A 23,554-nucleotide genomic window follows, 5' to 3' on the forward strand; every position below is an offset into this window, starting at 1 on the left:
CATCCGGGGCGCCTACGATGGCCGCGAACCCCACGACCCCGAACGAAGGACGAGCACGTGCGCCGCACGGCCACCGCCACCCTCCTCGCCGCCTCCCTGGTCCTGCTCGCCGCGTGCAGCGGCGGGTCCTCGGACGCGGACCCCACCCCGTCCGCGACGGCCTCCGCCGCCGCGACCGCGAGCGCCGCGGACGTCGCCGCCCTCGAGGCCGTCACCGTCACCGGCGAGCCCGGCGCGGAGCCGACCCTCGAGTTCGACCAGCCGTTCACCGTCTCCGCCGACGTCGCGCGCATCGCCGTCCCCGGCGACGGCGAAACCGTCGAGCGGGGCCACCAGGTGATGCTCAACATCGCCGCGGTCTCCGGCACCGACGGCTCGGCCCAGGGCGGGACCTACGGCGCCGAGCCGCAGGCCTACGTCATGGAGGAGGGCAACGTCCCCGACGCCCTGCTCGACGTGCTGGTCGGCGCCCAGGTCGGCGCCCGCGCGCTCTACGCGAGCCCGGCCGCGGAGGACGCCATCCTCATGGCCGTCGAGATCATGAGCACCGAGGCGATCCCGACGCGCGCCGAGGGCACCGCGGTCACCGACATCCCCGCGGGCCTGCCCACGGTCACCCTGGCCGAGGACGGCGCCCCGTCGATCGAGACCGTCGAGGGCGAGCCGCCGGCCGAGCTCGTCGTCCAGCCGCTCATCCAGGGCGCGGGCGCCGCGGTCGAGGCCGGCCAGACGCTCACCGTGCAGTACTCGGGCTGGCTGTGGGACGGCACCCCGTTCGACTCCTCCTGGGAGCGCGGCTCGGCCTCGTCGTTCCAGCTGAGCGGGGTCATCCCGGGCTGGCAGCAGGGCCTCGCGGGGCAGACCGTCGGCAGCCAGGTGCTGCTCGTCATCCCGCCGGACCTGGGCTACGGCGCCGAGGGCAACGACTCCATCCCCGGCGGCTCGACGCTGATCTTCGTGGTGGACATCCTGTCCGCCTCCTGAGCCCCGGCTCCTCGGGAGGGCCCCCGGTCGCACACCGCGACCGGGGGCCCTTCTGCGCGTGGACCCGCGCCGATAACCTGGCGGCCTGCGGTGGTCTGCGGCACACAGGAGGCCCGGATGGACACGGCGACGACGCCGACGGTGCGCGACGTGGCGCTGGTGGGCCACGGCGGTGCGGGCAAGACGACCCTGGCGGAGGCGCTGCTGCTGCGGGCGGGGGCCGTCCCCCGGGCCGGCCGTGTCGCCGACGGCACAGCCGTGTGCGACCACGAGCCCGAGGAGGTCGCGCGCGGCTCGTCGGTCGCGCTCGGCGTCGCGGACCTCGACTGGACGTGCAGCCGGGGCTGCCCGCACCGGATCACGCTGCTGGACGCCCCGGGGTCGCCGGACTTCGCCGGTGCGGTGGACGCGGCCCTGGCCGTCGCGGACCTCGCGGTGGTCGTCGTGAGCGCGGTCGACGGGGTCCAGTCCGGCACCGAGGCAGCGTGGCGGCGGTGCGACGAGGCCGGGCTCCCGCGGCTGGTGGTCGTCACCCAGGAGGACCGCGCCCGCGCGGACTTCCACCGGGTGCTCGACCAGGTCCGCGACCTCGCGGCGCGCACCGGCCACGACCCCGCGGGCGTGCTGCCGCTGGAGCTGCCGCTCGGGGAGGAGCAGGCGCTGCACGGCGTCGCGGACGTCCTGTCCGGCCGGGCCCTCGACTACGACCCCGACGGGCGGCACCACGACGGCGACCTGCCCGCGGACGTCGCCGGGCAGGAGCGGCTGCTGCACGACGCGGTGACGGAGGAGATCGTCGCCCACGACGACGAGCAGCTGGAGCGCTACCTCGCGGGCGAGGCGCCCGGCACCGCGGACCTGGTCCGGGCGCTCGCCCACGAGGTCCTCGCGGGCGACGCGATCCCGGTGCTGGTCGCGTCGGGGACCACCGGGGTGGGCGTCGACCGCCTGGCGGACCTGCTGTGCGAGGTCGGTCCGGCGCCCGCGGACCGGCCGGCGCGGGTGCGGGTCGGCGGTGACGGCGCGACCGCGGAGACCACCCTGCCGGCCGACCCGGACGGCGAGCCGGTGCTGCACGTGTTCCGGACGGTCGCGGACCCGTTCGTCGGGCAGGTGTCGGTGTTCCGGGTGCTGTCCGGCACCGTGCGCCCGGGCGACCACCTGGTCAACACCACCACGGGCGTCACGGAGCGGCTGCACGGGCTGTTCCGGCTGCGCGGACGCGAGCACGTGCCGACCGACGTGGTCCGCGCGGGCGACATCGCCGCGGTCGCCAAGCTCACCGGGACGCCCACGGGCAGCCTGCTCGCCGGGCGCGCCCAGCCCGTCCGCCCCGCGGACCTGCCGGCCCGTCCGCCGGTGCTGGCGGTCGCGGTCGCGCCGGTCAGCCAGGCCGACGACGACCGGCTGTCGGGTGCGCTCGCCCGGCTCGTCGCCGAGGACCCGACGCTGCACGTCGACCGGACAGCGCACCAGACCGTGCTGCGCGGGCTCGGCGACGCGCACCTCGCCGTCGCGGTCGAGCGGCTCGCGCGGGTGTTCGGCGTGCACGTCACCACCGAGCCGGTCCGGATCTCCTACCGGGAGACGCTCGCCGGACCCGCGGCGGCCGAGGGGCGGCTGAAGAAGCAGTCCGGGGGCCACGGGCAGTTCGCCGTGGTGCAGCTGCGCCTGACGCCGCTGCCGGCGGGTACGGGGTTCGCGTTCGTCGACTCCGTGGTCGGCGGGGCGGTGCCGCGGTCCTACCTGCCGGCCGTCGAGCGCGGAGCGGCCGAGGCGCTGGCGGCGGGCGGTCCGCTGGGCCACCCCGTCGTGGACGTGCAGGTCGAGGTGCACGACGGGCGCGCGCACGCCGTCGACTCCTCGGACATGGCGTTCCGCACGGCCGCCGCCGCCGGGGTGCGCGCGGCGCTGGCGTCGGCGGGCACGGTGCTGCTGGAGCCCACCCTGCACGTCGAGGTGCTGGTCCCGGCGGCCGCGCAGGGGGACGTGCTCGGCGACCTCTCCGGGCGGCGCGGCCGGATCAGCGCGACCGGCACCACCGACGACGGCCGGGTCCGGATCGAGGCGGTCGCCCCGGAGGCCGAGCTCGCCCGGTACGCGCTGGACCTGCGGGCGCTGACCGGCGGGTACGGGGAGGTCGTGTTCACCCCCGGGCCGTACGAGCTGCGGCCGGGGCACCTGGCCCCGGCCTGAGCGCCGGCCGGCGTCAGCCCGCGACCGCCTCCGGCACCGGGACCCCGCTGCCGAGCCGGCCCTCGTACACGTCGATCTTCAGCTGGATCGCCGCCAGGTGCTCCGCCGCCTCGGCGAGCTGGGCCCGGACGGCGTCCCGGTGCGCCTGGAGCATCGCGAGCCGCTCCGGCTCCGTGCTCTCGCCCCGGCGGACCAGGTCGGCGTAGGCGCGGATCTCCCGGATCGGCATGCCCGTGGACCGCAGCCGGGTCAGCAGGTGCAGCCACGCGAGGTCGCGCCGGGTGTAGCGGCGGTGCCCGGACGACGCCCGCCCGACGTCGTCCAGCAGCAGCCCGTCGCGCTCGTAGTACCGCAGCGTGTGCGGGGTCAGCCCGGTCGCCGCCGCGGCCTCGGCGATGGTGAGCGTGCGGGTGTCGTCGGTCACGGCACCCAGCATGCGCCCGCTCACCGCCCGATGCTGCTCATGTCGGGGTACCGGTCCCCGGCGACGGCCTCCGGCGGGACGGCGGCCGCGAGCGCCGCGAGGTCCTCGGCGGTGAGCCGGACGTCGGCCGCGGCGACGTTCTGCTCGAGGTAGCGGACCCGCCGGGTGCCGGGGATCGGCACGACGTCCTCGCCCTGCGCGAGCACCCAGGCCAGCGCGAGCTGCGCGGCGGTGACCCCGCGGTCCGCGGCGAGCGCCTGCACGCGCTCGACCAGCACACGGTTCGCGTCGAACGCGTCACCCGAGAACCGGGGGTTGGCACGGCGGAAGTCGTCGTCGGCCAGGTCGGTCGCGGCCGTGATCGACCCGGTGAGCATCCCGCGGCCGAGCGGCGAGTACGGGACCAGGCCGATGCCGAGCTCCCGCAGGGTCGGCAGCACGGCGTCCTCGACGTCGCGGGTCCACAGCGAGTACTCGGTCTGCACCGCGGTGACCGGGTGCACGGCGTGCGCGCGCCGGATGGTGTCCGCGCCGGCCTCGGACAGGCCGATGTGCCGGATCTTGCCGGCCGCGACCGCCTCGGCGAGCGCCCCGACGGTCTCCTCCACGGGGACCTGCGGGTCGACGCGGTGCTGGTAGTACAGGTCGACGTGGTCGACGCCGAGCCGCTGCAGGCTCGCGTCCAGCGCGGCCCGGACGTACTCCGGGCGGCCGTCCACGCGTCGCGCGCCCGCCGCGTCGGGGTCGCGCACGACGCCGAACTTGGTCGCGAGGACCACCTCGTCGCGCCGTCCGGCGATCGCCCGGCCGACCAGGCGCTCGTTCGTGTGCGGGCCGTAGATGTCGGCGGTGTCGAGCAGGGTGACGCCCAGGTCGAGCGCCCGGTGGATCGTGGCGACGGACTCACGCTCCTGGTCCGAGCCGGGCGCGGACGTCGCGCCGTAGAACTCCGACATGCCCATGCAGCCGAGGCCGAGGGCGGAGACCGTGAGGGCGGTGCCGTGCGCGGCGCTGCCGAGGGTGCGGGTGCTGAGGCTCATGGGTGCGACCGTCCTCCTTCGAGCGCGCTCGAAGTCAAGCCGGACCGCGAACGCGCTGCGGACCGGGCCGACCGGTCGTAGCGTCGGAGCACCACCCGCTCGTCGAGGAGGACACCCCGTGAAGCTCCGCCATCTCCCCGTCCGGCTCGGTGCCGGCGCGTACATCCTCAGCTTCCGGCGTCGACAAGCTCAGCGCCGACGAGCAGGCCGCCGCCGGCTACCACGGCATGGCCGCCGGCGCGTACCCGTTCCTGGAGGACGTCGACCCGAAGACGTTCACGAGGGCGCTCGCGGCCACGGAGATCGGCCTCGGCGTCGCCCTGCTGGTGCCGGTGCTGCCGCGCGTCGCCGTCGCGACCGGGTTCACGGCGTTCTCCGCGGGCCTGGTCGGCATGTTCTGGCGCACCCCGGCGCTGCGGCGCGGCGCGAACGACCCCCGCCCCAGCCCGGACGGCATCGGCGTCGCGAAGGACGTCATCATGCTCGGCGCCGCCGCGTCCTACCTGGTCGACGCCCTGACGTCCTCGGCGAAGAAGGCCGGCGTCAAGGCCACGAAGAAGGCGAGGAAGGCCGTCCACCACTGACTAGGCTCGCCGGTGCCCCACCCGCCGGAACCGAGGAGCCACCCGTGCGTCAGCCCACCCGCTGGGAGCAGATCGGCCGGCAGAACCCCGACCGGTCCACCTGGTACGTCGAGCGGTTCCGGACGATGGCCGCCGAGGGCGCCGACCTGGCGGGCGAGGCGCGGACGGTCGACGCGATGCTCCCGCGGGGCGCGCGCGTGCTCGACGCCGGCTGCGGGCCCGGCCGGGTCGGCGGCGAGCTGGTCCGTCGCGGGCACACCGTGGTCGGCGTCGACGTGGACCCCGTCCTCGTCGAGGCCGCCCGCGCCGACCACCCCGGCGGGGACTGGCACGTCGGCGACCTCGCGGAGCTCGACCTGCCGGCGGCCGGCGTCACGGAGAAGTTCGACGTCGCGGTGATGGCGGGCAACGTGCTGACGTTCGTCGCGCCCGGCACGGAGGTCGAGGTGCTCCGCCGGATCCGCGCGCACCTGGTCCCCGGGGGGCGGCTCGTCGTCGGCTTCGGCGCCGGGCGCGGCTACGCGTTCGAGTCGCTGGACGACGACGCCCGCGCGGCCGGGCTGCGCGTCCAGCAGCGGTTCAGCACCTGGGACCTGCGGCCGTTCGAGCCCGACGCGGACTTCCTGGTCGCGGTGCTGGGCTGACCGCTCACGGCACCCGCAGCACCCGCACGGGGTCGGACCGCGCCGCCACCACCGCGGGGACGACGGCGCCCGCCACGGTGCTGAGCACGGTGAGCACGAGGAGGGCCGCCAGGAAGCCCCCACCCGGCGGGCGGCCCGCGGCCTGGGCGGCCACCCCCGCCCCCACGACCACGCCGAGCAGCGCACCGCCGGACGCGGCCGCCCCGGTGTGCAGCAGCGCGAGCGCCACGACCGCGGACCGGGTGGCCCCGAGGGCACGCCTGCGGCCGAGGTCGGTACGCCGGGCGAGCGTGCTCATCCACGACACGACGAACGACACGACCGCACCCCCGCCGAGGACCGTCCCGAGCAGCAGCAGCGCCTCCCGGTCGAGCCGCCTCGCCAGCGCGTCCCGGAGCGCGACCACCCCCTGCGAGGTCTCCACGGTCACCGTCCCGCCCCCCGCAGCCTGCTCCGGCAGCAGGCTCCGGACGCCCTCGGCCACCGCCGCCACCGACTCGGGACCGTCGGCCCGGACGTAGACGTGCAGGAGCCGGGTGGCCGCGGGGTCCCCCTCGGGGACGAGCAGCGCGAGGTCGGCGAGCCGGTCCAGCGGCCCCTCGGCGGTGAACCCCCCGACGACCGCGACCCGCCGGTCACCCGACGCGAGGGTCCCGGACGGTGCGGCCATACGGAGCGCCGCCTGGGCGCGCTCGCCCACCCACGCCTCACCCGGCTCCGGGGCCCGCCCCGCACGCGGCGCGAGCTCGGGCGGCAGCCTCCCGACGACCGGGCGCAGCGGGACGCCGACGGCCCCCACCCGCAGGCCGGCGTTCTCGACGTCGACGACCGGCCCCAGACCCAGCACCCACGCGACGCCCTGCACGCCCGAGGCGGCCGCGACGAACCTCCCGTCGATCACCGGCTCGGCGCCCCCGTCGCTCACGACCACCAGGGCCGACCCCAGGCCGTCGACGGTGTCCAGGACCGCCCGGCGCGAGGCGTCGGACCGCCCGGCGCTCGCCGCGGCGAGCAGGGCGACGGTCCCCGCGAGCACCGCGAGCAGCACGCTCGTGACCCTCTGCGCGCGCAGGCTGCGTACCGCCTCCGTCGCGACGGTGCGACCCGTCCGGGGACGGTCGACGGGCGCAGCGGGCTCGGATCGCCGGCTCACGGGCGGGCACCCTCGAACAGCACCAGCACCTGCCCGGCGACCACCCCCTCGACCACGGCGCGTCCGCCGTCGTCCGCGAGCACGCGAACGGCCACCTCCGTGCCGGTGTCCAGCGCGACCGACACCTCGCCGCCCGGGTCGGTGCGCAGCGCGGCCACCGGGACGACCGGACCGCGCGCCTCGGGGACGACGACGACCTCGGCGGTCAGCACGACGACGCCCGTCGACGACGGCACCGCCGCGCACTGCGCCCCGCAGACCGGGCCGCCGTCCGGCGCGAGCAGCGGGACGGTCGCCCGGCCGCTCGCGTCGGTCACCGCGGGCCCCGTGACCGCGGGCCACCGGGCGTCACCGAGGACGACGACCACCTGGTCACCGGGCTCGGGAAGCCGCCGCTGCCCGTCCTCGGCCACGAGCGCGATCTCCGGGTCGCCGGCCCACGCGGTCCCCAGCGGCGCACCCTGCTGGATCGGGACGCCGACGGCGACCGCCTCGTCCAGCTCCACCCGCGCGGGGAGGGCCGGGCTGAACACCACGTCGCCCGCGCGCACGACACCGTCCGGCGGGACGCCGAGCGACCGCTGCCAGGCGCGCACCGCCCGCACCGTCGACGGCCCGAGCTCCCCGTCCGCGGCCGCCGTCAGGAGCCCGACCGCGCGGAGGTGGCGCTGCAGCTGGCGGACGTCCTCGCCGGTGTCCCCGAGCGTGAGGTCGCGGTAGGACGGCACCACGCCGTCCAGCACCACCACGGGTCGTTCGTCCACGCGCAGCAGGACCGTCCCGGACTCCACGACCTCGCCGGGTCGCGGGCCGTGCCCGGTCACCACACCGCTGCCGGACGCGACGCCGAGCGGGACCTGCTGGCGCGACGCGTGCGCCGTGTACGAGGCCGTCCGCCCGACCGACCCGTCCTGCACCCGGTAGGTCAGCCGGTCGGTCCCGTCCTCCGCGGGAGCCGGCGGCGGCCCGAGCAGCTGCCAGCCCGCGACGACCCCCGCGCCGGTACCCAGGGCGCACGCCAACGACCACGCCGCAGCGGTCCCGCGCGCCCGGCCGGTGCGCCTCACTCGGCCCACCACGGCTCCGGGCAGGTGTCGGCCAGCGCGTTCATCTCGGCAGCGGACAGACGGACGGGAAGGTCTCCGTAGGGCCCCCAGACCGTCACGCCCGCACCGTCTGCACCAACGGCACCGGTGATCTCCTCGACGAACGCCTCCTGGGACGGGGGCGCCGGCACGTCGTGCCCGGCATCCAGCACGCAGCGCCAGGTGTCGACCTGACGCTCGTAGACCAGCTCGGCGCGGTCGCGGGACAGCGAGGTCGGCGAGGTCCCGAGCCCCATCTCGGCCCGGCACGCGTCCCGGTCGGACTCCCAGCGCGGGAAGTCCGCGTCGTCGAACGGCTCGACCACGCCGCCGAACTGGTCGACCGTGACGTTCCAGCCCTTCCCGGCGACGCAGCCCTGCAACGCCTCCCGGTGCTCGGCCTGCCGCTGGGCCTGGTCCGCCATCCACCCCGGCCGCTCGAACGGCACCCCGCCGACGTCATCCCCGGCGCCGGCGCACCCGGACAGCGCGACCGCCGCGCACGCGACCAGGACGGCCCCGCGCGCGGCGGCCGCTCGCGGCGTCACGGGCACCTGGTCCCCGCCGAGTAGATGCTCGTCGTCGCGTGGACGCTCGCACGGACGACGTACTGCTGACCCGTGTACGTCGTCGCGCCGGAGTTGGTCTTCTCGCCCTTGTCCCAGGACTTCCCGTCGGCACCGTGGGTCGTCCGGCCGGTCGTCTGGGACGCGATGACGACCTCACGGAGGGGGCAGCCCCGCTCGTACATGGTCTGGGTCGACGCCGCCTGCGCGACCGTCGCCCCGGCGAGGGCGAGCGCGCCGCTCAGCGCGGCGACGCACAGAGCACCGACGGCGGGGCGTCGGGTCAGAGGATGCTGCACGAGTCACCCCCGGTCGTGACCGTCCCGGAGACGATCTGCCAGGTGTAGGCCGCCTCCGACCCGGTGCGGGTCGTCCGGGTCGCGTTCGTTCCGGTCCCCTTGTCCCAGGACCTGGCGTGGGTGAGGTCGCGGTGCGTCGTCGCGCCGCTGGTGTGCGAGGTGATGACGTGCTGGAGCCCGCTCGGGCACCTCGCCGCGTCGCCCCGCTTCTCGTCGGCGGCCGCGGGCAGGGCGCCCGTGCTGCCGAGGATCAGGAGCGCTCCTAGGGCCCCCGCTGAGACCGAGTGTCGAGCTCGCATGTCGGATCATTCCTTCGTCGTCGGCGGATATGACGCGCGGCTGACCCGACGGGTGGATTTCTTTCTCCCCGCCGGCCGAAAATCAACGTATCCACACCGGCGCACAGGGCACAACCCCAAGATTCCCCGGTCACATTTCGGGCATTTCCTCTCGAATTGGTGCGGCCTCGTGCGCCCCTTCGACCTGCCGCGACCGCCGCCCACGTCCTACGCTCGGCACATGGCCCGGTACCTCGACGTCCACCCGCACGACCCGCAGGCACGGTCGGTGGCCCAGCTGGTCGCCCTGCTGCGCGACGACGCGCTGATCGCCTACCCGACGGACTCGGGCTACGCGCTCGGCTGCCGTCTGGAGAGCCACGCCGGCGCGGACCGGATCCGGTCGATCCGGCACCTCGACGACCGGCACCACTTCACGCTGATGTGCGCGGACTTCGCGCAGCTCGGCCAGCTGGTCCGGCTGGACAACGCGCCGTTCCGCGCGATCAAGGCCGCGACCCCGGGCCCGTACACGTTCATCCTCCCGGCGACGAAGGAGGTGCCGCGCCGGCTCGCGCACCCGAAGAAGAAGACCGTCGGCGTGCGCATCCCGGACAGCCGGGTGGTGCAGGCGATCCTGCGCGAGCTCGGCGAGCCGCTGCTGTCCTCGACGCTGATCCTGCCGGGGCGCACCGAGCCGGAGACCGACGGCTGGACGGTCAAGGAGGAGCTGGACCACCTGGTCGAGGCGGTCGTCGACGCGGGCGAGTGCGGCACCGAGCCGACCACGGTCGTCGACTGGTCGGACGGCTACCCCGAGGTCGTCCGCGTCGGCGCGGGCGACCCGGACCGCTTCGCCTGACGGTGCCGTCGGTGCACCCGGACCCCGCACCCGCCGGCCCGCCCGGCGACCCCGGCCGGCCCGAGGACCCCGGGTTCCCCGCGGCGGCGGCGGCGCGGGCGCTCGACCTCGCCGAGCTCGACGGGAGCGTCGTCGAGTGCCGGGCGTGCCCGCGGCTGGTCGCGTGGCGCGAGCACGTCGCGACCGTGAAGCGCGCGGCGTTCCGCGACGAGACCTACTGGGCCCGGCCCGCGCCGGGGTTCGGGGACCCCGACGCCGGGGTGCTGGTGGTCGGCCTCGCGCCGGCCGCGCACGGGGCGAACCGCACCGGCCGGATGTTCACCGGCGACCGGTCGGGCGACTTCCTGTTCGCGGCGATGCACCGGGTCGGGATGGCCTCGCAGCCCACCTCCGTGCACGCGGGCGACGGCCTGACCCTCACCGGCGTCCGGATCACCGCACCGGTGCACTGCGCCCCGCCGGACAACAAGCCCCTGCCGGAGGAGCGGCACCGCTGCGGTCCGTGGCTGGCGCGCGAGCTCGAGCTGGTGCGGCCGCGGGTGGCGGTGGTGCTCGGCGGGTTCGGCTGGGACGCGCTGCTGCGGACCCTCGCCGAGCAGGGCTGGGCGGTCCCGCGCCCCCGCCCGCGGTTCGCCCACGGCGCCGAGGAGGTGCTCCACCGCCCCGGCACCGGGGAGCGGCTGATGCTCCTGGGCTGCTACCACGTCAGCCAGCAGAACACCTTCACGGGCCGCCTTACCCCCGCGATGCTGGACGCCGTCCTGCGCCGCTCCCTCACGCTCGCGGGCGGGTGAGGGGGCCGAGGTCGAGGGTTTCGTGCTGGAAGGCCCGCTGAAACCCTCGACCTCGCGCGAAACCCTCGACCTCGCCCGGCGAGTCAGCCGACGATGCGGCCGCCCGTGACGACGATGCGCTCGCCCGTGATGTAGCTGGCCTCCTGGCTCGCGAGGAAGACGTACGCGGGGGCGAGCTCCGCGGGCTGGCCGGCGCGGCCGAGCGGGGTGTCGCCGCCGAACTCCTTGACCTTCTCACCCGGCATCGTGGCCGGGATCAGCGGCGTCCAGATCGGCCCCGGCGCGACGGCGTTGACCCGGACGCCCTGCTCGGCGACCTGCTGCGCGAGCGCCTTCGTGAAGTTGAGGATCGCCGCCTTGGTGCTGGCGTAGTCGATGAGCTGCGGGCTCGGCTCGAACGCCTGGACCGACGTCGTGCTGATCACCGAGGACCCGGGGCGCAGGTGCGGCAGCGCGGCCTTCGTGATCCAGAACAGCGCGTAGACGTTGGTCTTCATCGTCCGGTCCAGCTGCTCGGTGGTGAGGTCCAGCAGGCCGCCGTCCTGGGCCATCTGGTAGGCGGCGTTGTTCACCAGCACCTCGAGGCCGCCGAGCTCCGCGACGGTCCGCTCGACGACCTCGGCGCAGAACGCCTCGTCGCGGATGTCGCCGGGCAGGGCGAGCGCGCGCCGGCCCGCGGCCTCGACCAGGCGCACCGTCTCCTGGGCGTCGGGCTCCTCCTCGGGCAGGTAGACGATCGCGACGTCCGCGCCCTCCCGGGCGTAGGCGATCGCGACCGCGCGTCCGATGCCCGAGTCGCCGCCGGTGATGAGCGCGCGCTTCCCCTCGAGCCGGCCGGAGCCGACGTAGGTGTCCTCGCCGTGGTCCGGCTGCTGCTGCATGTCGCCGGTGAGGCCGGGGTGCGCGATGTCGCGGTCGGGCTGCTGGGGAGCGGGGTGCTGGGTGGTCGGGTCCTGGGGTGTCGTCTGGTCGCTCATACCTCTCCATGCTCCGGGTCCTGCCGCCGGGCGCCACCGGAGGGGTGATCTCGCTCCCCCGAGTTGCCGCACCGGGCGCCGCCCGCGCACAGTGGCCCCCGGCCACCCGCGCCACCCCGCCCCGCGTCCGCGCAGGAGAACGTGCACGACGCACGCACACCCGCCGCACAGGGTCCGCGCAGGTGGCGCCCTAGGGTGTCGACCCGGACATGACGGCAGGAGCGGACGTGAGCGACGACGAGCAGTACGTCGAGATCTGGGGTGACCGGGTGTCGATGCGGGACCTGGTCGTCGCGCTCGCGGCGTGCGCGGCCGCGACGGTCGCCGCCGTGGTGCTGGGGCGCGTGCTCGGGCAGTCCGAGTTCTTCTGGGGGCTCGGCGGCGCGGTCGTCGGGTTCGCCGCCGCGGTCGCCCTGGTGCGCCCGAAGCGCGACGTGCAGATCGTCGCCGACGACGACCCCGCCGCCTGAGCCCGGCCGTGGACCTCACCCTGCTGCTGCCGATGGTCGGCGCCGCCCTCGCGGCGGTCGCGCTCTACACGCTCATCGGGTTCATCCCCGGCACCGACGAGACCTCCGTGCTGCTGCCGGTCACGCTCGCCCTGGTGCTGGCGGGGACGGACCCGCAGGTCGTGCTGGCGTTCTTCATCGCCGCCGTCGTGACGCTGAACCTCACCAACTCGATCCCGACCGCGCTCGTCGGCCTGCCCGGCGGGGTGCTGTCGGCGCCGATGATCGACCACGCGCTGCACCTCAAGCAGCAGGGCCGGGCCGCGGAGACGATCCGCAAGATGGCCGCCGGCTCGGTCGTCGGGACGCTGATCTCCGTGCCGCTGGCGCTGCTGATCGCCGGGGCGATCACCCCGTTCGCGGACCAGCTGCGCGAGTACGGGTCGCTGCTGTTCGTCGGCGGCGCCGTGGTCCTGGCGCTGCTCGGCCGGAACAAGGTGCTCTCGCTGCTGGCGATCGTGCCGCTGGGCCTGCTGTTCCAGGGGGTGCAGGCGCTCTACCGGCAGCAGGGAGTGATCCCCGAGGACGGCACGATCACCGTGTCGTTCTTCCTCGCGATCACCGCGGGTCCGCTGCTGCTGTCGCTCACCACGCTGCTCAACCCCACGCTGCGCGCCGCGCTCCCCCGCGCCGGCCGGACGCCGGTGCGGATCACCCGCACGGAGCTGCAGGGCGCACCGCTGAGCCCGCGGCGGCTGCTGACCCGCGCCGAGCTCGGCACCAGCGCCGCGGTGTCCGCCGCGTCCACGCCGCTGTTCTTCCTCAGCCCGGTCGCCCTGACCCTGCTGATGGGCGAGGCCGCGGGCAGCCGCGCGAAGGACCCGGTGCAGCGGTCGTCGCGGGTCATCACGGCGATGGCCGCCCTCGCGCACTCGACGTACCTGGCCGGGGTCATCATCCCGCTGCTGGCGATCGGGCTGCCGCTGTCCCCCGTCGCGGTCGGCCCGGCCAACGCGCTGTTCAACGCGCCGCCGGTGCTGACCCTCGACCAGAACCTGCACCACCTGCTGTCGACGTCGCAGTTCGTCGTCGCGGTGCTGGTCGGCGGGGTGCTCGCGCTGGTGCTGTCGTACGTGCTCGCGGTCCGGTACTCGTTCCGGCTGACCGCGATCGTGACCCGGTACGTGCCGCACGAGGCCGTGCTGGCGCTGTTCGTGGTGTTCGTCCTGCTGCTGGCGTACCTGGACGCGGGACTCGTGAACGTCTTCGCCGTGCTGCTCGTCGGGCTGACGTGCGGCACGCTGAACCGGTTGGGCGTCAACTTCGGGGTGCAGTTCATGTCGCTGTACGCGGCCCCGTGGTTCGTCCTGCACCTGATGTGAAGGAGCCGACCATCCCGAGCCCCGTGCCCAGCCGCACCCGCGGCACCGGCAGCACCCGCGCCAAGGCGATCCTCGTCGGCGAGCACGCCGTCGTGTACGGCGAGCCCGCCATCGCGCTGCCGCTGGCCAGCCTGCCGATGCGGGCCACCGCGCGCCGCGAGGAGGGGCCGCTCGTGCTGGAGTCGGTGCTGTACTCGGGGACCCTCGCGGACGCCCCCGAGGTGCTGGCCGCGCCGCGGGCCGCGATCGAGGCGACCCTCGACCACCTCGGCCTGCCGCACACCGGCATCACGCTGTCGACGGAGTCGACGATCCCCGCGGCCCGCGGCCTGGGGTCCAGCGCCGCGACCGCCGGTGCGCTCGCGCTCGCGCTGGCGGACCTCGCCGGGCGGACGCTGACCGCCCAGGAGCACTTCGACCTCGTCCAGGTCGGCGAGCGCGTCGCGCACGGCAACCCGTCGGGGCTCGACGCCCGCACCACCGCCTCCACCGAGCCCGTCTGGTTCCAGGCCGGGGAGATCCGGTCCCTCGACCTGCGCCTGCAGGCGCACCTGGTCGTGGCCGACACCGGTGTGCACGGGCGGACCCGGGTCGCCGTCGCGGACGTCCGGTCGTTCCGGGAGCGGCACCCGGCCCGGGGGGCGGAGCTGATCGCCGAGCTCGGGCAGATCACCCGGGACGTCGTCGACGACCTCGCGCTGGACCGGCCGACGGAGCTCGGCGTGCGGATGACCCGCGCGCACCGGGCGCTCGCCGAGCTCGGGGTGTCCTCCGTCGAGCTGGACCGCCTGGTGGACGCGGCCCTCGACGCGGGCGCCCTCGGGGCCAAGCTCACCGGCGGTGGCCAGGGGGGATGCCTGCTCGCGCTCGCGACCGACGCGGACGCCGCTGGTAAGATCGCCGCTGCCCTGCGCCGCGCGGGCGCGGCGCGCACCTGGTTGCACCGGACCGACGTGCGGCTCCCCTCCGCCCCCTCCGCCCAGGTGTCCCCCGGATGACGAACTCCGCGACCGCGGTCGCGCACGCCAACATCGCGCTCGCCAAGTACTGGGGCAAGCGCGACGAGACCCTGGCGATCCCCGCGACGTCCAGCCTGTCCCTCACGCTCGACGCGTTCCACGCGACGACGACCGTGACCGTGGGCGGCGACGCCGACGCCGGCACCCTCGACGGCCGGCCGATGTCCGACGGCGAGCTGGGCCGGGTCAGCGCGTTCCTCGACCTCGTGCGCGAGCGTGCCGGGTCCACCGAGCGGGCGACCGTGACCTCGACCTCCACCGTGCCGACCGGCGCGGGCCTGGCGTCGTCCGCGAGCGGGTTCGCCGCGCTCGCCGGTGCCGCAGCGGCCGCGTACGGGCTGGACCTCGACCCCCGGGACCTGTCCCGGCTGGCCCGACGCGGCTCCGGCTCGGCGTCCCGGTCCGTGTTCGGGGGCCTGGTCGTCTGGCACGGCGGCACCGACGACGCGACCTCGTACGCCGAGCCCGTCCCCGGCGGCGAGGCGGGCGGCCCCCTCGACCCCGCGATGGCCGTCGTGGTGCTGGACGCGGGCCAGAAGGCGGTGTCCAGCCGCGTCGCGATGCGCCGCACCGTCGAGACCTCCCCGTACTTCCCCGCGTGGGTCGACGCGACCGAGCGCGACGTGACGCTGATGCTCGACGCCGTGGCCGCGGGCGACCTCGCGACGCTCGGCGGGCTCGCCGAGTCGAACGCCCTGCGGATGCACGCCACGATGCTCGGCGCCCGTCCGCCGGTCCGGTACTGGACCGCCCACACCGTCGCGGTGCTGGACGAGGTCCTCGCGCTGCGGGCCGAGGGCCTGCCGTGCTGGGCGACCATCGACGCCGGCCCCAACGTCAAGGTGCTGTGCGCCGCCGCCGACCTCGACGTGGTCGCGACCGCCCTGGCCCGCGGGCCCGGCGGGGACGAGGCACGCCGCGTCGTCACCGCCCGCCCGGGCCCGGACCTGCGGGTCGTCCCCGGCGCCGAGGCGCCGTCCCCCACGGAGGTCCCCGCGTGATCGAGGTCTGCGCGTCCGGCAAGCTGTTCGTCGCCGGCGAGTACGCGGTGGTCGAGGCCGGCTACCCGGCGGTGATCGTCGCCGTCGACCGGCACGTCACCGTCCGCCTCGACCGCGCGGAGGGCGCCGGGTCGATCGCGTCCGACCAGTACGGCCGGATGCCCGTCGTCTGGCGCCGGGACGGCGACCGCGTCGTGCTCGACCACGACAGCCGCCCGTTCGACTACGTGCTCGCGGCGATCGACGTCGTCGAGCGGTTCGCCGCCGAGCAGGGCCGCACGCTCGGGTTCTACGACATCACCATCTCCAGCGAGCTCGACGACTCGTCGGGGCGGAAGTTCGGCCTCGGGTCCTCCGCCGCCGTGACCGCCGCGACCGTGCGGGCCCTCGACCTGTTCTACGAGCTGGGGCTGCCCACCGAGCGGCTGCTCAAGCTGGCGCTGCTCGCCACGGTCCAGGTCAACCCGATGGGCTCCGGCGGCGACGTCGCGGCGAGCCTCTACGGCGGCTGGATCCGGTACGCCGCGCTCGACCGGGACTGGCTGCGCGCCGCGATCGCCGCCGGCGGGTCCGGCACGACCCCGCTCACCGACCTGCTCGACGCCGACTGGCCCGGCCTGTCGGTGCGCCGGCTGCCGATGCCGCAGTCGATGCGCCTCGTCGTCGGCTGGACCGGCGTCCCCGCGTCGACGACCCGCCTGGTCGAGGCGATGCAGTCCCGCAAGGGCGCCGCCGAGAGCCACTACCCCGACTTCCTCGCCGCCTCGCGGGAGTGCGTCGACGCGCTGTCCGACGCCATCGAGCGCGACGACGCCCCGGCCGCCAAGGCCGAGATCCGCCGGGCCCGTGGGCTGCTGACCTCGCTGGCCCGGGCCGCGGGCGTCGACATCGAGACGCCCGCGCTGCGCACGCTGTGCGAGACCGCCGAGAGCGTGGGCGCGGCCGCGAAGTCCTCCGGGGCCGGCGGCGGCGACTGCGGGATCGTCCTGGTCGACGCCGACACCGACCTCGAGCCGATGCTGCGCGACTGGGAGCTCTCGGACGTGCGGCACCTGTCGCTGCGGGTCCAGCCGCCGCGGGAGCCGCGCCCGTGAGCCCCGCCCAGGACCCGGGTCCCGCCGAGCAGGACGCGCGCCGCAAGGACGACCACGTCCGCCTCGCGTCCGCCCAGCACGCCGAGCCCCGCGCGCACGACTTCGACCACGTCCGGCCGCTGAACCACCCGCTCGCGGCGGGCGACCGGTCGCGGGTGTCCCTCGCGACGCACGGCCGGGTGCTGTCCTGGCCGGTGCCGCTGTACATCAACGGCATGACGGGCGGCACCGCCCACACCGCGACGATCAACCGCGCCCTCGCCCTCGCCGCCCGCGAGACCGGCGTCCCGATCGCCTCCGGGTCGACCGGCATCCTGCACCGCGAACCGGCCGCGATCCCGTCGTTCCGGGTGCTGCGCGAGCTCAACCCCGACGGGTTCGTGCTCGCGAACGTCAACCCCAACCTCACGCCCGCGCAGGCCCGGCGGTCCGTGGAGATCCTCGAGGCCGACGGCCTGCAGATCCACGTGAACCCCGCGCAGGAGATCGTGATGCCCGAGGGCGACCGCGACTTCACGCGGTGGGTCGACAACATCGCGGCGGTCGTCGCCACCGTCGGCGTGCCGGTGGTCGTCAAGGAGGTCGGCGCGGGCATGACGCGCGGGACCGTCCAGCAGCTGCGCGACCTCGGCGTCGCGGCCGTCGACGTGTCCGGCCGCGGCGGCACCGACTTCACCGCCATCGAGTCCGCGCGGCGCGACGACGGCGGCATGGACTACCTCGCCGGCTGGGGGCAGTCGGCGGTCGAGGGCCTGCTCGACGCGGCGTCCGTGGACGGCGTCGACCTGCTGGCCTCCGGCGGCGTGCGGCACCCGCTGGACGTCGTGCGGGCGCTCGCCCTGGGCGCCACCGCGGTCGGCGTCGCCGGCGGGTTCCTGCGGGTCCTGCTCACCGAGGGCGAGGCCGCGCTCATCACGCGGATCCAGGCCTGGCTCACGCAGATCGGCGACATCATGACGCTGCTCGGCGCGCACACCGTCGAGGACCTGCGGTACGTGGACCTGCTGATCACCGGCCCCGTGCGGGAGTTCTGCGAGCTGCGGGGCGTCGACGCGGTGTCCTACGCCCGCCGCAGCGGCCGCTGACCCCCGCCGCGTCCGCACCGGATGCGCCGTTCCGCTCAGCACGGGGCCCCACCCGGCCGATAAGTCCTCGGGGTGGTGACGCGATGGTCCAGGGGAACGGTGCAGGGCACCGCACGGCGCGACGCGCACGGCGGCTGACCCGCTGGTGGGGCGCTGACGCGCGCACCTCCGACGTGCCCCGGGCGCGGTCCGGCGCCGACGCCCCCGACTCGTGGTTCGACGACTGGCTCACCGGCACCCCCGCCGACAGCGCCGGGACCGGCCGCGCGCTCGCGCAGGCCGCCGCGTCCGGCTGGGTCACGCTCAGCGGCCTGAACCGCCCCGGCAGCACCCGCGCGACCGTCGAGCACCTGGCCGTCGGCCCCGGCGGCATCGTCGTCGTCGAGACGCTGCACTGGGACGGCGAGGTCTCCGTCGCCGGCGGCACGCTCCGGCACCGCGGCTACGGCCGCACCCCCGACGTCGCGGAGGTCGCCGGCGCCGCCGGTGCCCTCACCGCGCTGCTCGCCCCCACGCACCGCCGCGCCGTGCACGCCGTCGTCTGCCTCGCGGGCCGGGACCTCGAGCCGGTCGCCGTCTGCGGCGGGGCCGTCGCGGTCGGCGAGCACCAGCTCGCGGACTACCTCACCGCCCTGCCGCAGCGCCTGGTCGCCGCCGACGTCCCGCTGGTGGTCGACTACCTGACCGCGGAGCTCGCCGGTCCCGCCAGCCCCGAGCTGCTGACGGTGGACGACGTGTTCCGCCCGGCGGTCGTGTGGGACGCGCCGACCGTCCCCGCGGGCGCACCGGCCCGGACCGCGCTGCCCGCCGAGCCGTCCCACGACGCCCCCGGGTACGACCAGCCGGACAACGTCCACCCCGAGGGCCACCCCGACCAGGACGTCGACCGCCCCGCGCCGAGCGTCGCCCCCGACCGGCGCCGCCCCGCGGTCGGTGACGGGCTGCTGCGGCTCGGCATGCTCGTGCTGGGCCTGCTCACGGTCGGCAACGTCCTCCTGGCCTGGCTGGACGCGACGCACTGACACCCGCCGGGCGCCCTGCGCGACCCGGGTCTACGGTGACGCGCATGGACGGACGGCTGACCGCGGACCAGTTCCTCGCCGCCGACGGGGTCGGTGACTGGCGGGTGGTGCACGGCACCGCCTGCACCCGGTTCCGCACCGGGTCGTTCACGGCCGGCGTCGAGCTGGTCGAGGCCATCGGCGAGCTCGCCGACACCGCGGGCCACCACCCGGACGTCGACCTCCGCTACGGGAGCGTGACGGTCCGCCTGGTGTCGCACGACGTGGGCGGCCTCACCACCCGGGACAGCGACCTCGCCCAGCAGATCTCCGCGGTCGCGCGCGAGCTCGACGTCCCCGCCGCCCCGCAGGAGGTGCTGCCCGCGCCGCCGTCCGACGACGTCCGCCACGACGAGGAGGGCCGACCCGAGATCCCCCTGGACGGCGACGAGCTGGACACCCTGGTCGGGTTCCTGGAGTTCCACCGCGCGACGCTCGAGTGGAAGACCCGGGGGCTCGACGCCGCCGGACTCGGCGCGACCCTGCACCCGACGACCATGACGCTCGGCGGGCTGCTCAAGCACCTCGCGTACGTCGAGGACGACTGGTTCTCCCGCACCCTGCACGACCACGAGCGCGCCGAGCCGTGGCGGTCCGTCGACTGGGCCGCCGACCGCGACTGGGACTGGCACTCCGCCGCGGACGACTCCCCCGAGCAGCTGCGCGCGCTCTGGCAGGCCGCGGTCGAGCGGTCCCGCGCGCTGCTCGCGGAGGCGCTGGCGGTCGGCGACGCGGGGGCGCTCGCGCGGCGACGCCTGCCCGACGGCAGCGCGCCGAGCGTCCGGTGGATCCTCGCGCACATGGTCGAGGAGTACGCGCGGCACAACGGGCACGCGGACCTGCTGCGGGAGGCCGTGGACGGGTCGACGGGGGAGTGACGTCCCGGGTACGGGCAACTCTGCTAACGGTAGCGTAGCGACTCTGCTAACGGTAGCGTAGCGACTCTGCTAACGGTAGCGTAGCGACTCTGCTAACGGTAGCGTAGCGACTCTGCTAACGGTAGCGTAGCGACTCTGCTAACGGTAGCGTGAGGGCATGTTCCCGTACGAGCGCCGCGTCGTCGACACCCTGCTCGACGACCTCGTGCCCCACCTTCCCGCGCTCGCGCTCCAGGGGCCGAAGGGCGTCGGCAAGACGGCCACGGCACGCGAGCGGGCGCGCTCGGTGCTCCGACTCGACGACCCGGCCGACCGGGCGCTCCTCGAAGCCCGACCCGACCTGCCGACCACCCTGCCTGCCCCCGTGCTGATCGACGAGTGGCAGCGCCACCCCGACGTGTGGGACACGGTGCGGCGCGACGTCGACGACCGCGGCATCCCCGGCCGCTACCTCCTGACCGGGTCCGCCACGCCCGCCGGAGTCCCCACGCACTCCGGTGCCGGGCGGATCGTCCCGCTGCGCATGCGACCCCTCTCGCTCGCCGAGCGAGGGATCGAGACCCCCACCGTCTCGCTCGCCGACCTCCTCGCCGGCGAGGCCACCCCCGGGGGCCGGACGACCGTCGGGCTCGCCACCTACGTCGAGGAGATCGTCGCCTCCGGCTTCCCGGGCATCCGGCCGCGGCCGGGGCGGGCCCGCCGCCAGCTGCTCGACGCCTACCTCGACACGGTCGTCGAGCGGGAGTTCGCCGAGCAGGGGCTCGCCGTACGGCGACCTGAGCGGCTGCGCGCCTGGCTCCGTGCGTTCGCGGCGGCCACCAGCACGACCGCCAGCTACAACGCGATCCTCGACGCCGCGACGCCCGGCGAGGTCGACAAGCCCGCGAAGACCACGACGATCGCGTACCGCGACGTGCTCGCCTCGCTGTGGCTGATCGACTCCCTGGACGCCTGGCAGCCGGGCACGAACGACCTCGGGCGCCTCGCCGGCGCCCCGAAGCACCAGCCAGCCGACCCCGGGCTCGCCGCGCGGCTCCTCGGCCTGGACGCCCGCGCGCTGCTCGCGACCGGGGACGACGGTCCCAGCCGGGGCGCCGTGCTCGGCGGCCTCTTCGAGCACCTCGTCGCGATGTCCGTCCAGACCTACGCGCAGGCCGCCGAGGCGTCGGTCCTGCACCTGCGCACCCGCAACGGCGATCGCGAGGTCGACCTGATCGTCCGACGGCCGGACGGGAGGGTCCTGGCGATCGAGGTCAAGCTGACCCGCGTGGTCACCGACGCCGACACCCGGCACCTGCGCTGGCTCCGGGACCGGGTCGGGGACCAGCTCGTGGACGCGGTCGTCGTCAGCACGGGCGCCGACGCCTACCGCCGTCCGGACGGCGTCGCGGTGGTCCCGGCCGCACTCCTGGGCCCCTGACCCGCCCGCAGCCGGCGCCGGCCCCGAGGTCGCACCTCCCGGCCGAGGTCGCCCGCCACGAGCAGCGACCTCGGCTGCGAGGGGCGACCTCGGCGGTGGCGACCTCGGGCGGTGGTGGTCGGGCGGGAATGCGCGCCCCGCCGGGGCGGTTCGTCCCGGGTGTGAGCCTGCTGATGAGCCCCCTGACCCTGCGCGGCACGACGTTCCGCAACCGCGTCTGGCTGGCCCCGATGTGCCAGTACTCCGCCGGACCCGACGGCGTGCCCACCGACTGGCACCTCGCCCACCTGGGCGCGCGGGCCGTCGGCGGTTTCGGCCTCGTGATGGCGGAGGCGACCGCCGTCGTCCCCGAGGGCCGGATCTCCCCGCAGGACGTGGGCCTGTGGGACGACGCCCAGGTCGCGGCGTGGCGCCCGATCACCGCGTTCGTGCGCGGGCGCGGCGCCGTCGCCGGGGTGCAGCTCGCGCACGCGGGCCGCAAGGCCTCCACGTACCGCGGGTTCGGCGAGGGCTCGGGCACGGTCCCGGTCGACGACGGCGGGTGGGAGACGGTCGGCCCGTCGGCCGAGGCGTTCGCCGGCTACGCCGCGCCGCAGGAGCTCACGGCCGCGCAGGTCGCCGACGTCCCGGGGCAGTTCGCCGCCGCGACCCGGCGGGCGCTGGACGCCGGCTTCGACGTGGTCGAGGTCCACGCGGCCCACGGCTACCTGCTGCACCAGTTCCTGTCCCCGCTGTCGAACCACCGCACGGACGCGTACGGCGGCCCGCTCGAGGCCCGCGCGCGCCTGCTGCTCGACACGGTCGACGCGGTGCGCGGCGTCCTGCCCGAGGACCGGCCGCTGCTGGTCCGCGTCTCGGCAACCGACTGGACCGAGGGCGGCCTCACCGTCGAGGACGTCGCCCGGGTGGCCGCCTGGCTCCGGGAGCACGGCGTCGACCTCGTGGACGTGTCCACCGGCGGGAACGTGCACGCGACGATCCCCGTCGGCCCCGGCTACCAGGTCCCCGCCGCCGGGCAGATCCGGGCGACCGCCGGGGTCGCGACCGCCGCGGTCGGGCTCATCACCACCGCGGAGCAGGCCGAGCAGGTCCTCGCGGAGGGCGCCGCGGACGCCGTCATGATCGGGCGCCCGGCCCTGTTCGACCCGAGCTGGCCGCTGCGGGCCGCGCACGCGCTGGACGACAAGACGCCCGCCCTGGACCACCTCGGCGACCCGGGCGCGACCGTCCGCCCGGGCGAGCCCACGGGCTGGCCCGTGCAGTACGCGCGCGGCTCCTGGGGCTGAGGGCCCCGGTCAGGTGCTGGTGAGCGCCCCGCTCACCAGCACCAGGACCATCGCCGCGACGCCGAGCGCGCCCGCGATGATCGCGAACACCGCCCGCCCCCGGCCGTGCCCGCCCCGGCGGCCGACGCGCAGCGCCCAGAAGCCCAGCCCGATCGCGACCACACCGAGCGGCCACAGCAGCAGCGAGAACAGGCCCACGTAGCCGGCGACGATCGACTGCCACGAGCGGCCCACGGGTGCGATCCAGTGCAGCGCGTCGGTGGGGTGCGCGCCGGGGCGCTCCGGCGCGGGCTGCCACGACGTGACCGCGGGCTGGGCCGCGTAGCCGGCGAACCCCGCGTGCGCGGCGTACCCGGCCGACGGCGCCCCCGGCCCGGCCGGGGCGGCGTACGGACCGCCGGCCGGGGCGGCGTACGGACCGCCGGCCGGCGCCGCGACGGGGGCCGCGGGTGCGCGGCGGGCGTGGGCGGGCGCCTGCTGCCCCGACGCGGAGTGCGCACCGGGACCCCGCACGGGCGCCCAGGAGGCGGCGTCCTCAGCCGTCGCGGGGCCGCCGGGCGCCGCGCGCCCGGGCCCGGGGACGGGGACGGGGCGGGGCAGGACGGGAGCCGGCGCGGCCGCAGGGTCGGGCGTGACCTGCTCGGTCCACCCCGCACCGTCGAACCACCGCAGCACCCCGGCCGTCACGCCGTCGGGGTACCACCCGGGCGCAGGCAGGGGCAGCGACTCCGTCATGGAGTGGGGGTCGGCAGATCGCGGCCCGGTGATGACCCCCGACCTCGACCGTCCCCCGTTCGGCCCAGTCCCCGGACGGGTCACCGACGCGTGATCCCGCGGGGGCAACCGGTTCCCGGGGAGAGCCCCCGCGCCCGCCGGCGCGACACACCCCGCCCCGTAACCCCCCGGACACCTCCGCCGCGTACCGTCCGTCCACCGGCCGCACCGAGGCGCGCGGCGCACCGCAGGACCCGACCGATCGACAGGGGGCACGCC

25 protein-coding genes are annotated in these 23,554 nt (G+C 76.2%); 16 read left to right on the forward strand and 9 right to left on the reverse strand.

Annotated elements, in window-relative coordinates; all coding sequences use genetic code 11:
- The first annotated feature begins 57 nt into the window (after positions 1-57).
- Positions 58-984: an FKBP-type peptidyl-prolyl cis-trans isomerase gene (locus AC1VL8_RS04410; protein WP_483074294.1), complete on the forward strand. Its 927-nt coding sequence runs from the start codon at positions 58-60 to the stop codon at positions 982-984.
- Between the two features lie 117 nt (positions 985-1,101).
- Positions 1,102-3,180: an elongation factor G gene (locus AC1VL8_RS04415; protein ID WP_483074295.1), complete on the forward strand. Its 2,079-nt coding sequence runs from the start codon at positions 1,102-1,104 to the stop codon at positions 3,178-3,180.
- A gap of 13 nt (positions 3,181-3,193) precedes the next feature.
- Here AC1VL8_RS04415 and AC1VL8_RS04420 read toward each other — a convergent pair whose 3' ends face one another.
- Together AC1VL8_RS04420 and AC1VL8_RS04425 are read right to left on the reverse strand one after the other, a co-directional pair.
- Complete coding sequence (locus AC1VL8_RS04420) at positions 3,194-3,604, reverse strand: MerR family transcriptional regulator (protein WP_483074296.1); 411 nt, start codon at positions 3,602-3,604, stop codon at positions 3,194-3,196.
- A 20-nt stretch (positions 3,605-3,624) separates the two neighbouring features.
- Complete coding sequence (locus AC1VL8_RS04425; protein WP_483074297.1) at positions 3,625-4,644, reverse strand: aldo/keto reductase; 1,020 nt, start codon at positions 4,642-4,644, stop codon at positions 3,625-3,627.
- A gap of 149 nt (positions 4,645-4,793) precedes the next feature.
- Between AC1VL8_RS04425 and AC1VL8_RS04430 the strand changes: the two genes are divergently transcribed.
- On the forward strand, positions 4,794-5,228 hold the full coding sequence (locus tag AC1VL8_RS04430; RefSeq protein ID WP_483074298.1) for a hypothetical protein: 435 nt from the start codon (positions 4,794-4,796) through the stop codon (positions 5,226-5,228).
- Positions 5,229-5,272: 44 nt separating this feature from the next.
- A complete protein-coding gene (locus tag AC1VL8_RS04435) occupies positions 5,273-5,872 on the forward strand; it encodes a class I SAM-dependent methyltransferase (RefSeq protein WP_483074299.1) in 600 nt (199 codons plus the stop codon).
- A 4-nt stretch (positions 5,873-5,876) separates the two neighbouring features.
- On the opposite strand, the gene AC1VL8_RS04440 is transcribed toward AC1VL8_RS04435, so the two are convergent.
- From AC1VL8_RS04440 to AC1VL8_RS04460, 5 genes are all read right to left on the reverse strand, one after another.
- A complete protein-coding gene (locus tag AC1VL8_RS04440) occupies positions 5,877-6,920 on the reverse strand; it encodes an FtsX-like permease family protein (protein WP_483074300.1) in 1,044 nt (347 codons plus the stop codon).
- A gap of 101 nt (positions 6,921-7,021) precedes the next feature.
- Positions 7,022-8,092: a peptidoglycan-binding domain-containing protein gene (locus AC1VL8_RS04445; RefSeq protein WP_483074301.1), complete on the reverse strand. Its 1,071-nt coding sequence runs from the start codon at positions 8,090-8,092 to the stop codon at positions 7,022-7,024.
- A complete protein-coding gene (locus AC1VL8_RS04450; protein ID WP_483074302.1) occupies positions 8,089-8,658 on the reverse strand; it encodes a hypothetical protein in 570 nt (189 codons plus the stop codon). Before AC1VL8_RS04450 ends, AC1VL8_RS04445 begins: the two co-directional genes overlap by 4 nt.
- Positions 8,655-8,975, reverse strand: coding sequence for a hypothetical protein (locus AC1VL8_RS04455; protein ID WP_483074303.1), 321 nt, complete (start codon positions 8,973-8,975; stop codon positions 8,655-8,657). The genes AC1VL8_RS04450 and AC1VL8_RS04455 overlap by 4 nt, the downstream gene beginning before the upstream one ends.
- A complete protein-coding gene (locus tag AC1VL8_RS04460) occupies positions 8,960-9,274 on the reverse strand; it encodes a hypothetical protein (RefSeq protein WP_483074304.1) in 315 nt (104 codons plus the stop codon). The genes AC1VL8_RS04455 and AC1VL8_RS04460 overlap by 16 nt, the downstream gene beginning before the upstream one ends.
- A gap of 220 nt (positions 9,275-9,494) precedes the next feature.
- Between AC1VL8_RS04460 and AC1VL8_RS04465 the strand changes: the two genes are divergently transcribed.
- Both AC1VL8_RS04465 and AC1VL8_RS04470 read left to right on the forward strand, forming a co-directional pair.
- Entirely contained in the window at positions 9,495-10,115 is a 621-nt protein-coding gene (locus AC1VL8_RS04465) for an L-threonylcarbamoyladenylate synthase (RefSeq protein ID WP_483074305.1), read from the forward strand.
- Between the two features lie 11 nt (positions 10,116-10,126).
- Entirely contained in the window at positions 10,127-10,909 is a 783-nt protein-coding gene (locus AC1VL8_RS04470) for a uracil-DNA glycosylase (protein ID WP_483074306.1), read from the forward strand.
- A gap of 83 nt (positions 10,910-10,992) precedes the next feature.
- Here AC1VL8_RS04470 and AC1VL8_RS04475 read toward each other — a convergent pair whose 3' ends face one another.
- On the reverse strand, positions 10,993-11,886 hold the full coding sequence (locus AC1VL8_RS04475) for an SDR family oxidoreductase (protein ID WP_483074307.1): 894 nt from the start codon (positions 11,884-11,886) through the stop codon (positions 10,993-10,995).
- A 227-nt stretch (positions 11,887-12,113) separates the two neighbouring features.
- Between AC1VL8_RS04475 and AC1VL8_RS04480 the strand changes: the two genes are divergently transcribed.
- The 10 genes from AC1VL8_RS04480 to AC1VL8_RS04525 all read left to right on the forward strand — a co-directional run bounded on the left by AC1VL8_RS04480 (position 12,114) and on the right by AC1VL8_RS04525 (position 22,561).
- Positions 12,114-12,356, forward strand: coding sequence for a hypothetical protein (locus tag AC1VL8_RS04480; RefSeq protein ID WP_389234405.1), 243 nt, complete (start codon positions 12,114-12,116; stop codon positions 12,354-12,356).
- 8 nt (positions 12,357-12,364) lie between these two features.
- Positions 12,365-13,717, forward strand: a complete 1,353-nt coding sequence (locus AC1VL8_RS04485) for a tripartite tricarboxylate transporter permease (RefSeq protein ID WP_483074308.1) — start codon at positions 12,365-12,367, stop codon at positions 13,715-13,717.
- Positions 13,718-13,740: 23 nt separating this feature from the next.
- Entirely contained in the window at positions 13,741-14,715 is a 975-nt protein-coding gene (gene mvk, locus AC1VL8_RS04490) for a mevalonate kinase (protein ID WP_389234411.1), read from the forward strand.
- Entirely contained in the window at positions 14,712-15,737 is a 1,026-nt protein-coding gene (gene mvaD, locus AC1VL8_RS04495) for a diphosphomevalonate decarboxylase (RefSeq protein ID WP_483074309.1), read from the forward strand. The genes mvk and mvaD overlap by 4 nt, the downstream gene beginning before the upstream one ends.
- Positions 15,734-16,831 carry a phosphomevalonate kinase gene (locus AC1VL8_RS04500; RefSeq protein ID WP_389234417.1) on the forward strand — a complete coding sequence of 366 codons (1,098 nt, stop codon included), beginning with the start codon at positions 15,734-15,736 and terminating at the stop codon, positions 16,829-16,831. Before mvaD ends, AC1VL8_RS04500 begins: the two co-directional genes overlap by 4 nt.
- Positions 16,828-17,916, forward strand: coding sequence for a type 2 isopentenyl-diphosphate Delta-isomerase (gene fni / locus AC1VL8_RS04505; protein ID WP_483074310.1), 1,089 nt, complete (start codon positions 16,828-16,830; stop codon positions 17,914-17,916). Before AC1VL8_RS04500 ends, fni begins: the two co-directional genes overlap by 4 nt.
- An 83-nt stretch (positions 17,917-17,999) precedes the next feature.
- A complete protein-coding gene (locus tag AC1VL8_RS04510; protein ID WP_483074311.1) occupies positions 18,000-18,938 on the forward strand; it encodes a nuclease-related domain-containing protein in 939 nt (312 codons plus the stop codon).
- Positions 18,939-18,982: 44 nt separating this feature from the next.
- Positions 18,983-19,855, forward strand: coding sequence for a mycothiol transferase (locus AC1VL8_RS04515; protein WP_389234425.1), 873 nt, complete (start codon positions 18,983-18,985; stop codon positions 19,853-19,855).
- A gap of 157 nt (positions 19,856-20,012) precedes the next feature.
- Complete coding sequence (locus tag AC1VL8_RS04520; RefSeq protein WP_483074312.1) at positions 20,013-21,275, forward strand: ATP-binding protein; 1,263 nt, start codon at positions 20,013-20,015, stop codon at positions 21,273-21,275.
- A gap of 173 nt (positions 21,276-21,448) precedes the next feature.
- A complete protein-coding gene (locus tag AC1VL8_RS04525; protein WP_483074313.1) occupies positions 21,449-22,561 on the forward strand; it encodes an NADH:flavin oxidoreductase/NADH oxidase in 1,113 nt (370 codons plus the stop codon).
- Positions 22,562-22,570: 9 nt separating this feature from the next.
- On the opposite strand, the gene AC1VL8_RS04530 is transcribed toward AC1VL8_RS04525, so the two are convergent.
- Positions 22,571-23,296: a DUF2510 domain-containing protein gene (locus AC1VL8_RS04530; RefSeq protein ID WP_483074314.1), complete on the reverse strand. Its 726-nt coding sequence runs from the start codon at positions 23,294-23,296 to the stop codon at positions 22,571-22,573.
- Between the last annotated feature and the right edge of the window lie 258 nt (positions 23,297-23,554).

The organism is Cellulomonas sp. KU4C (assembly GCF_056868065.1).

Coding starts and splice junctions, on each gene's coding strand:
- AC1VL8_RS04415 (WP_483074295.1), top strand. CDS start 1,102: ATGGACACGGCGACGACGCCGACGGTGCGCGACGTGGCGCTGGTGGGC.
- AC1VL8_RS04425 (WP_483074297.1), bottom strand. CDS start 4,644: ATGAGCCTCAGCACCCGCACCCTCGGCAGCGCCGCGCACGGCACCGCC.
- AC1VL8_RS04460 (WP_483074304.1), bottom strand. CDS start 9,274: ATGCGAGCTCGACACTCGGTCTCAGCGGGGGCCCTAGGAGCGCTCCTG.
- AC1VL8_RS04465 (WP_483074305.1), top strand. CDS start 9,495: ATGGCCCGGTACCTCGACGTCCACCCGCACGACCCGCAGGCACGGTCG.
- AC1VL8_RS04475 (WP_483074307.1), bottom strand. CDS start 11,886: ATGAGCGACCAGACGACACCCCAGGACCCGACCACCCAGCACCCCGCT.
- mvaD (WP_483074309.1), top strand. CDS start 14,712: ATGACGAACTCCGCGACCGCGGTCGCGCACGCCAACATCGCGCTCGCC.
- AC1VL8_RS04510 (WP_483074311.1), top strand. CDS start 18,000: ATGGTCCAGGGGAACGGTGCAGGGCACCGCACGGCGCGACGCGCACGG.
- AC1VL8_RS04515 (WP_389234425.1), top strand. CDS start 18,983: ATGGACGGACGGCTGACCGCGGACCAGTTCCTCGCCGCCGACGGGGTC.
- AC1VL8_RS04520 (WP_483074312.1), top strand. CDS start 20,013: ATGTTCCCGTACGAGCGCCGCGTCGTCGACACCCTGCTCGACGACCTC.
- AC1VL8_RS04525 (WP_483074313.1), top strand. CDS start 21,449: ATGAGCCCCCTGACCCTGCGCGGCACGACGTTCCGCAACCGCGTCTGG.
- AC1VL8_RS04530 (WP_483074314.1), bottom strand. CDS start 23,296: ATGACGGAGTCGCTGCCCCTGCCTGCGCCCGGGTGGTACCCCGACGGC.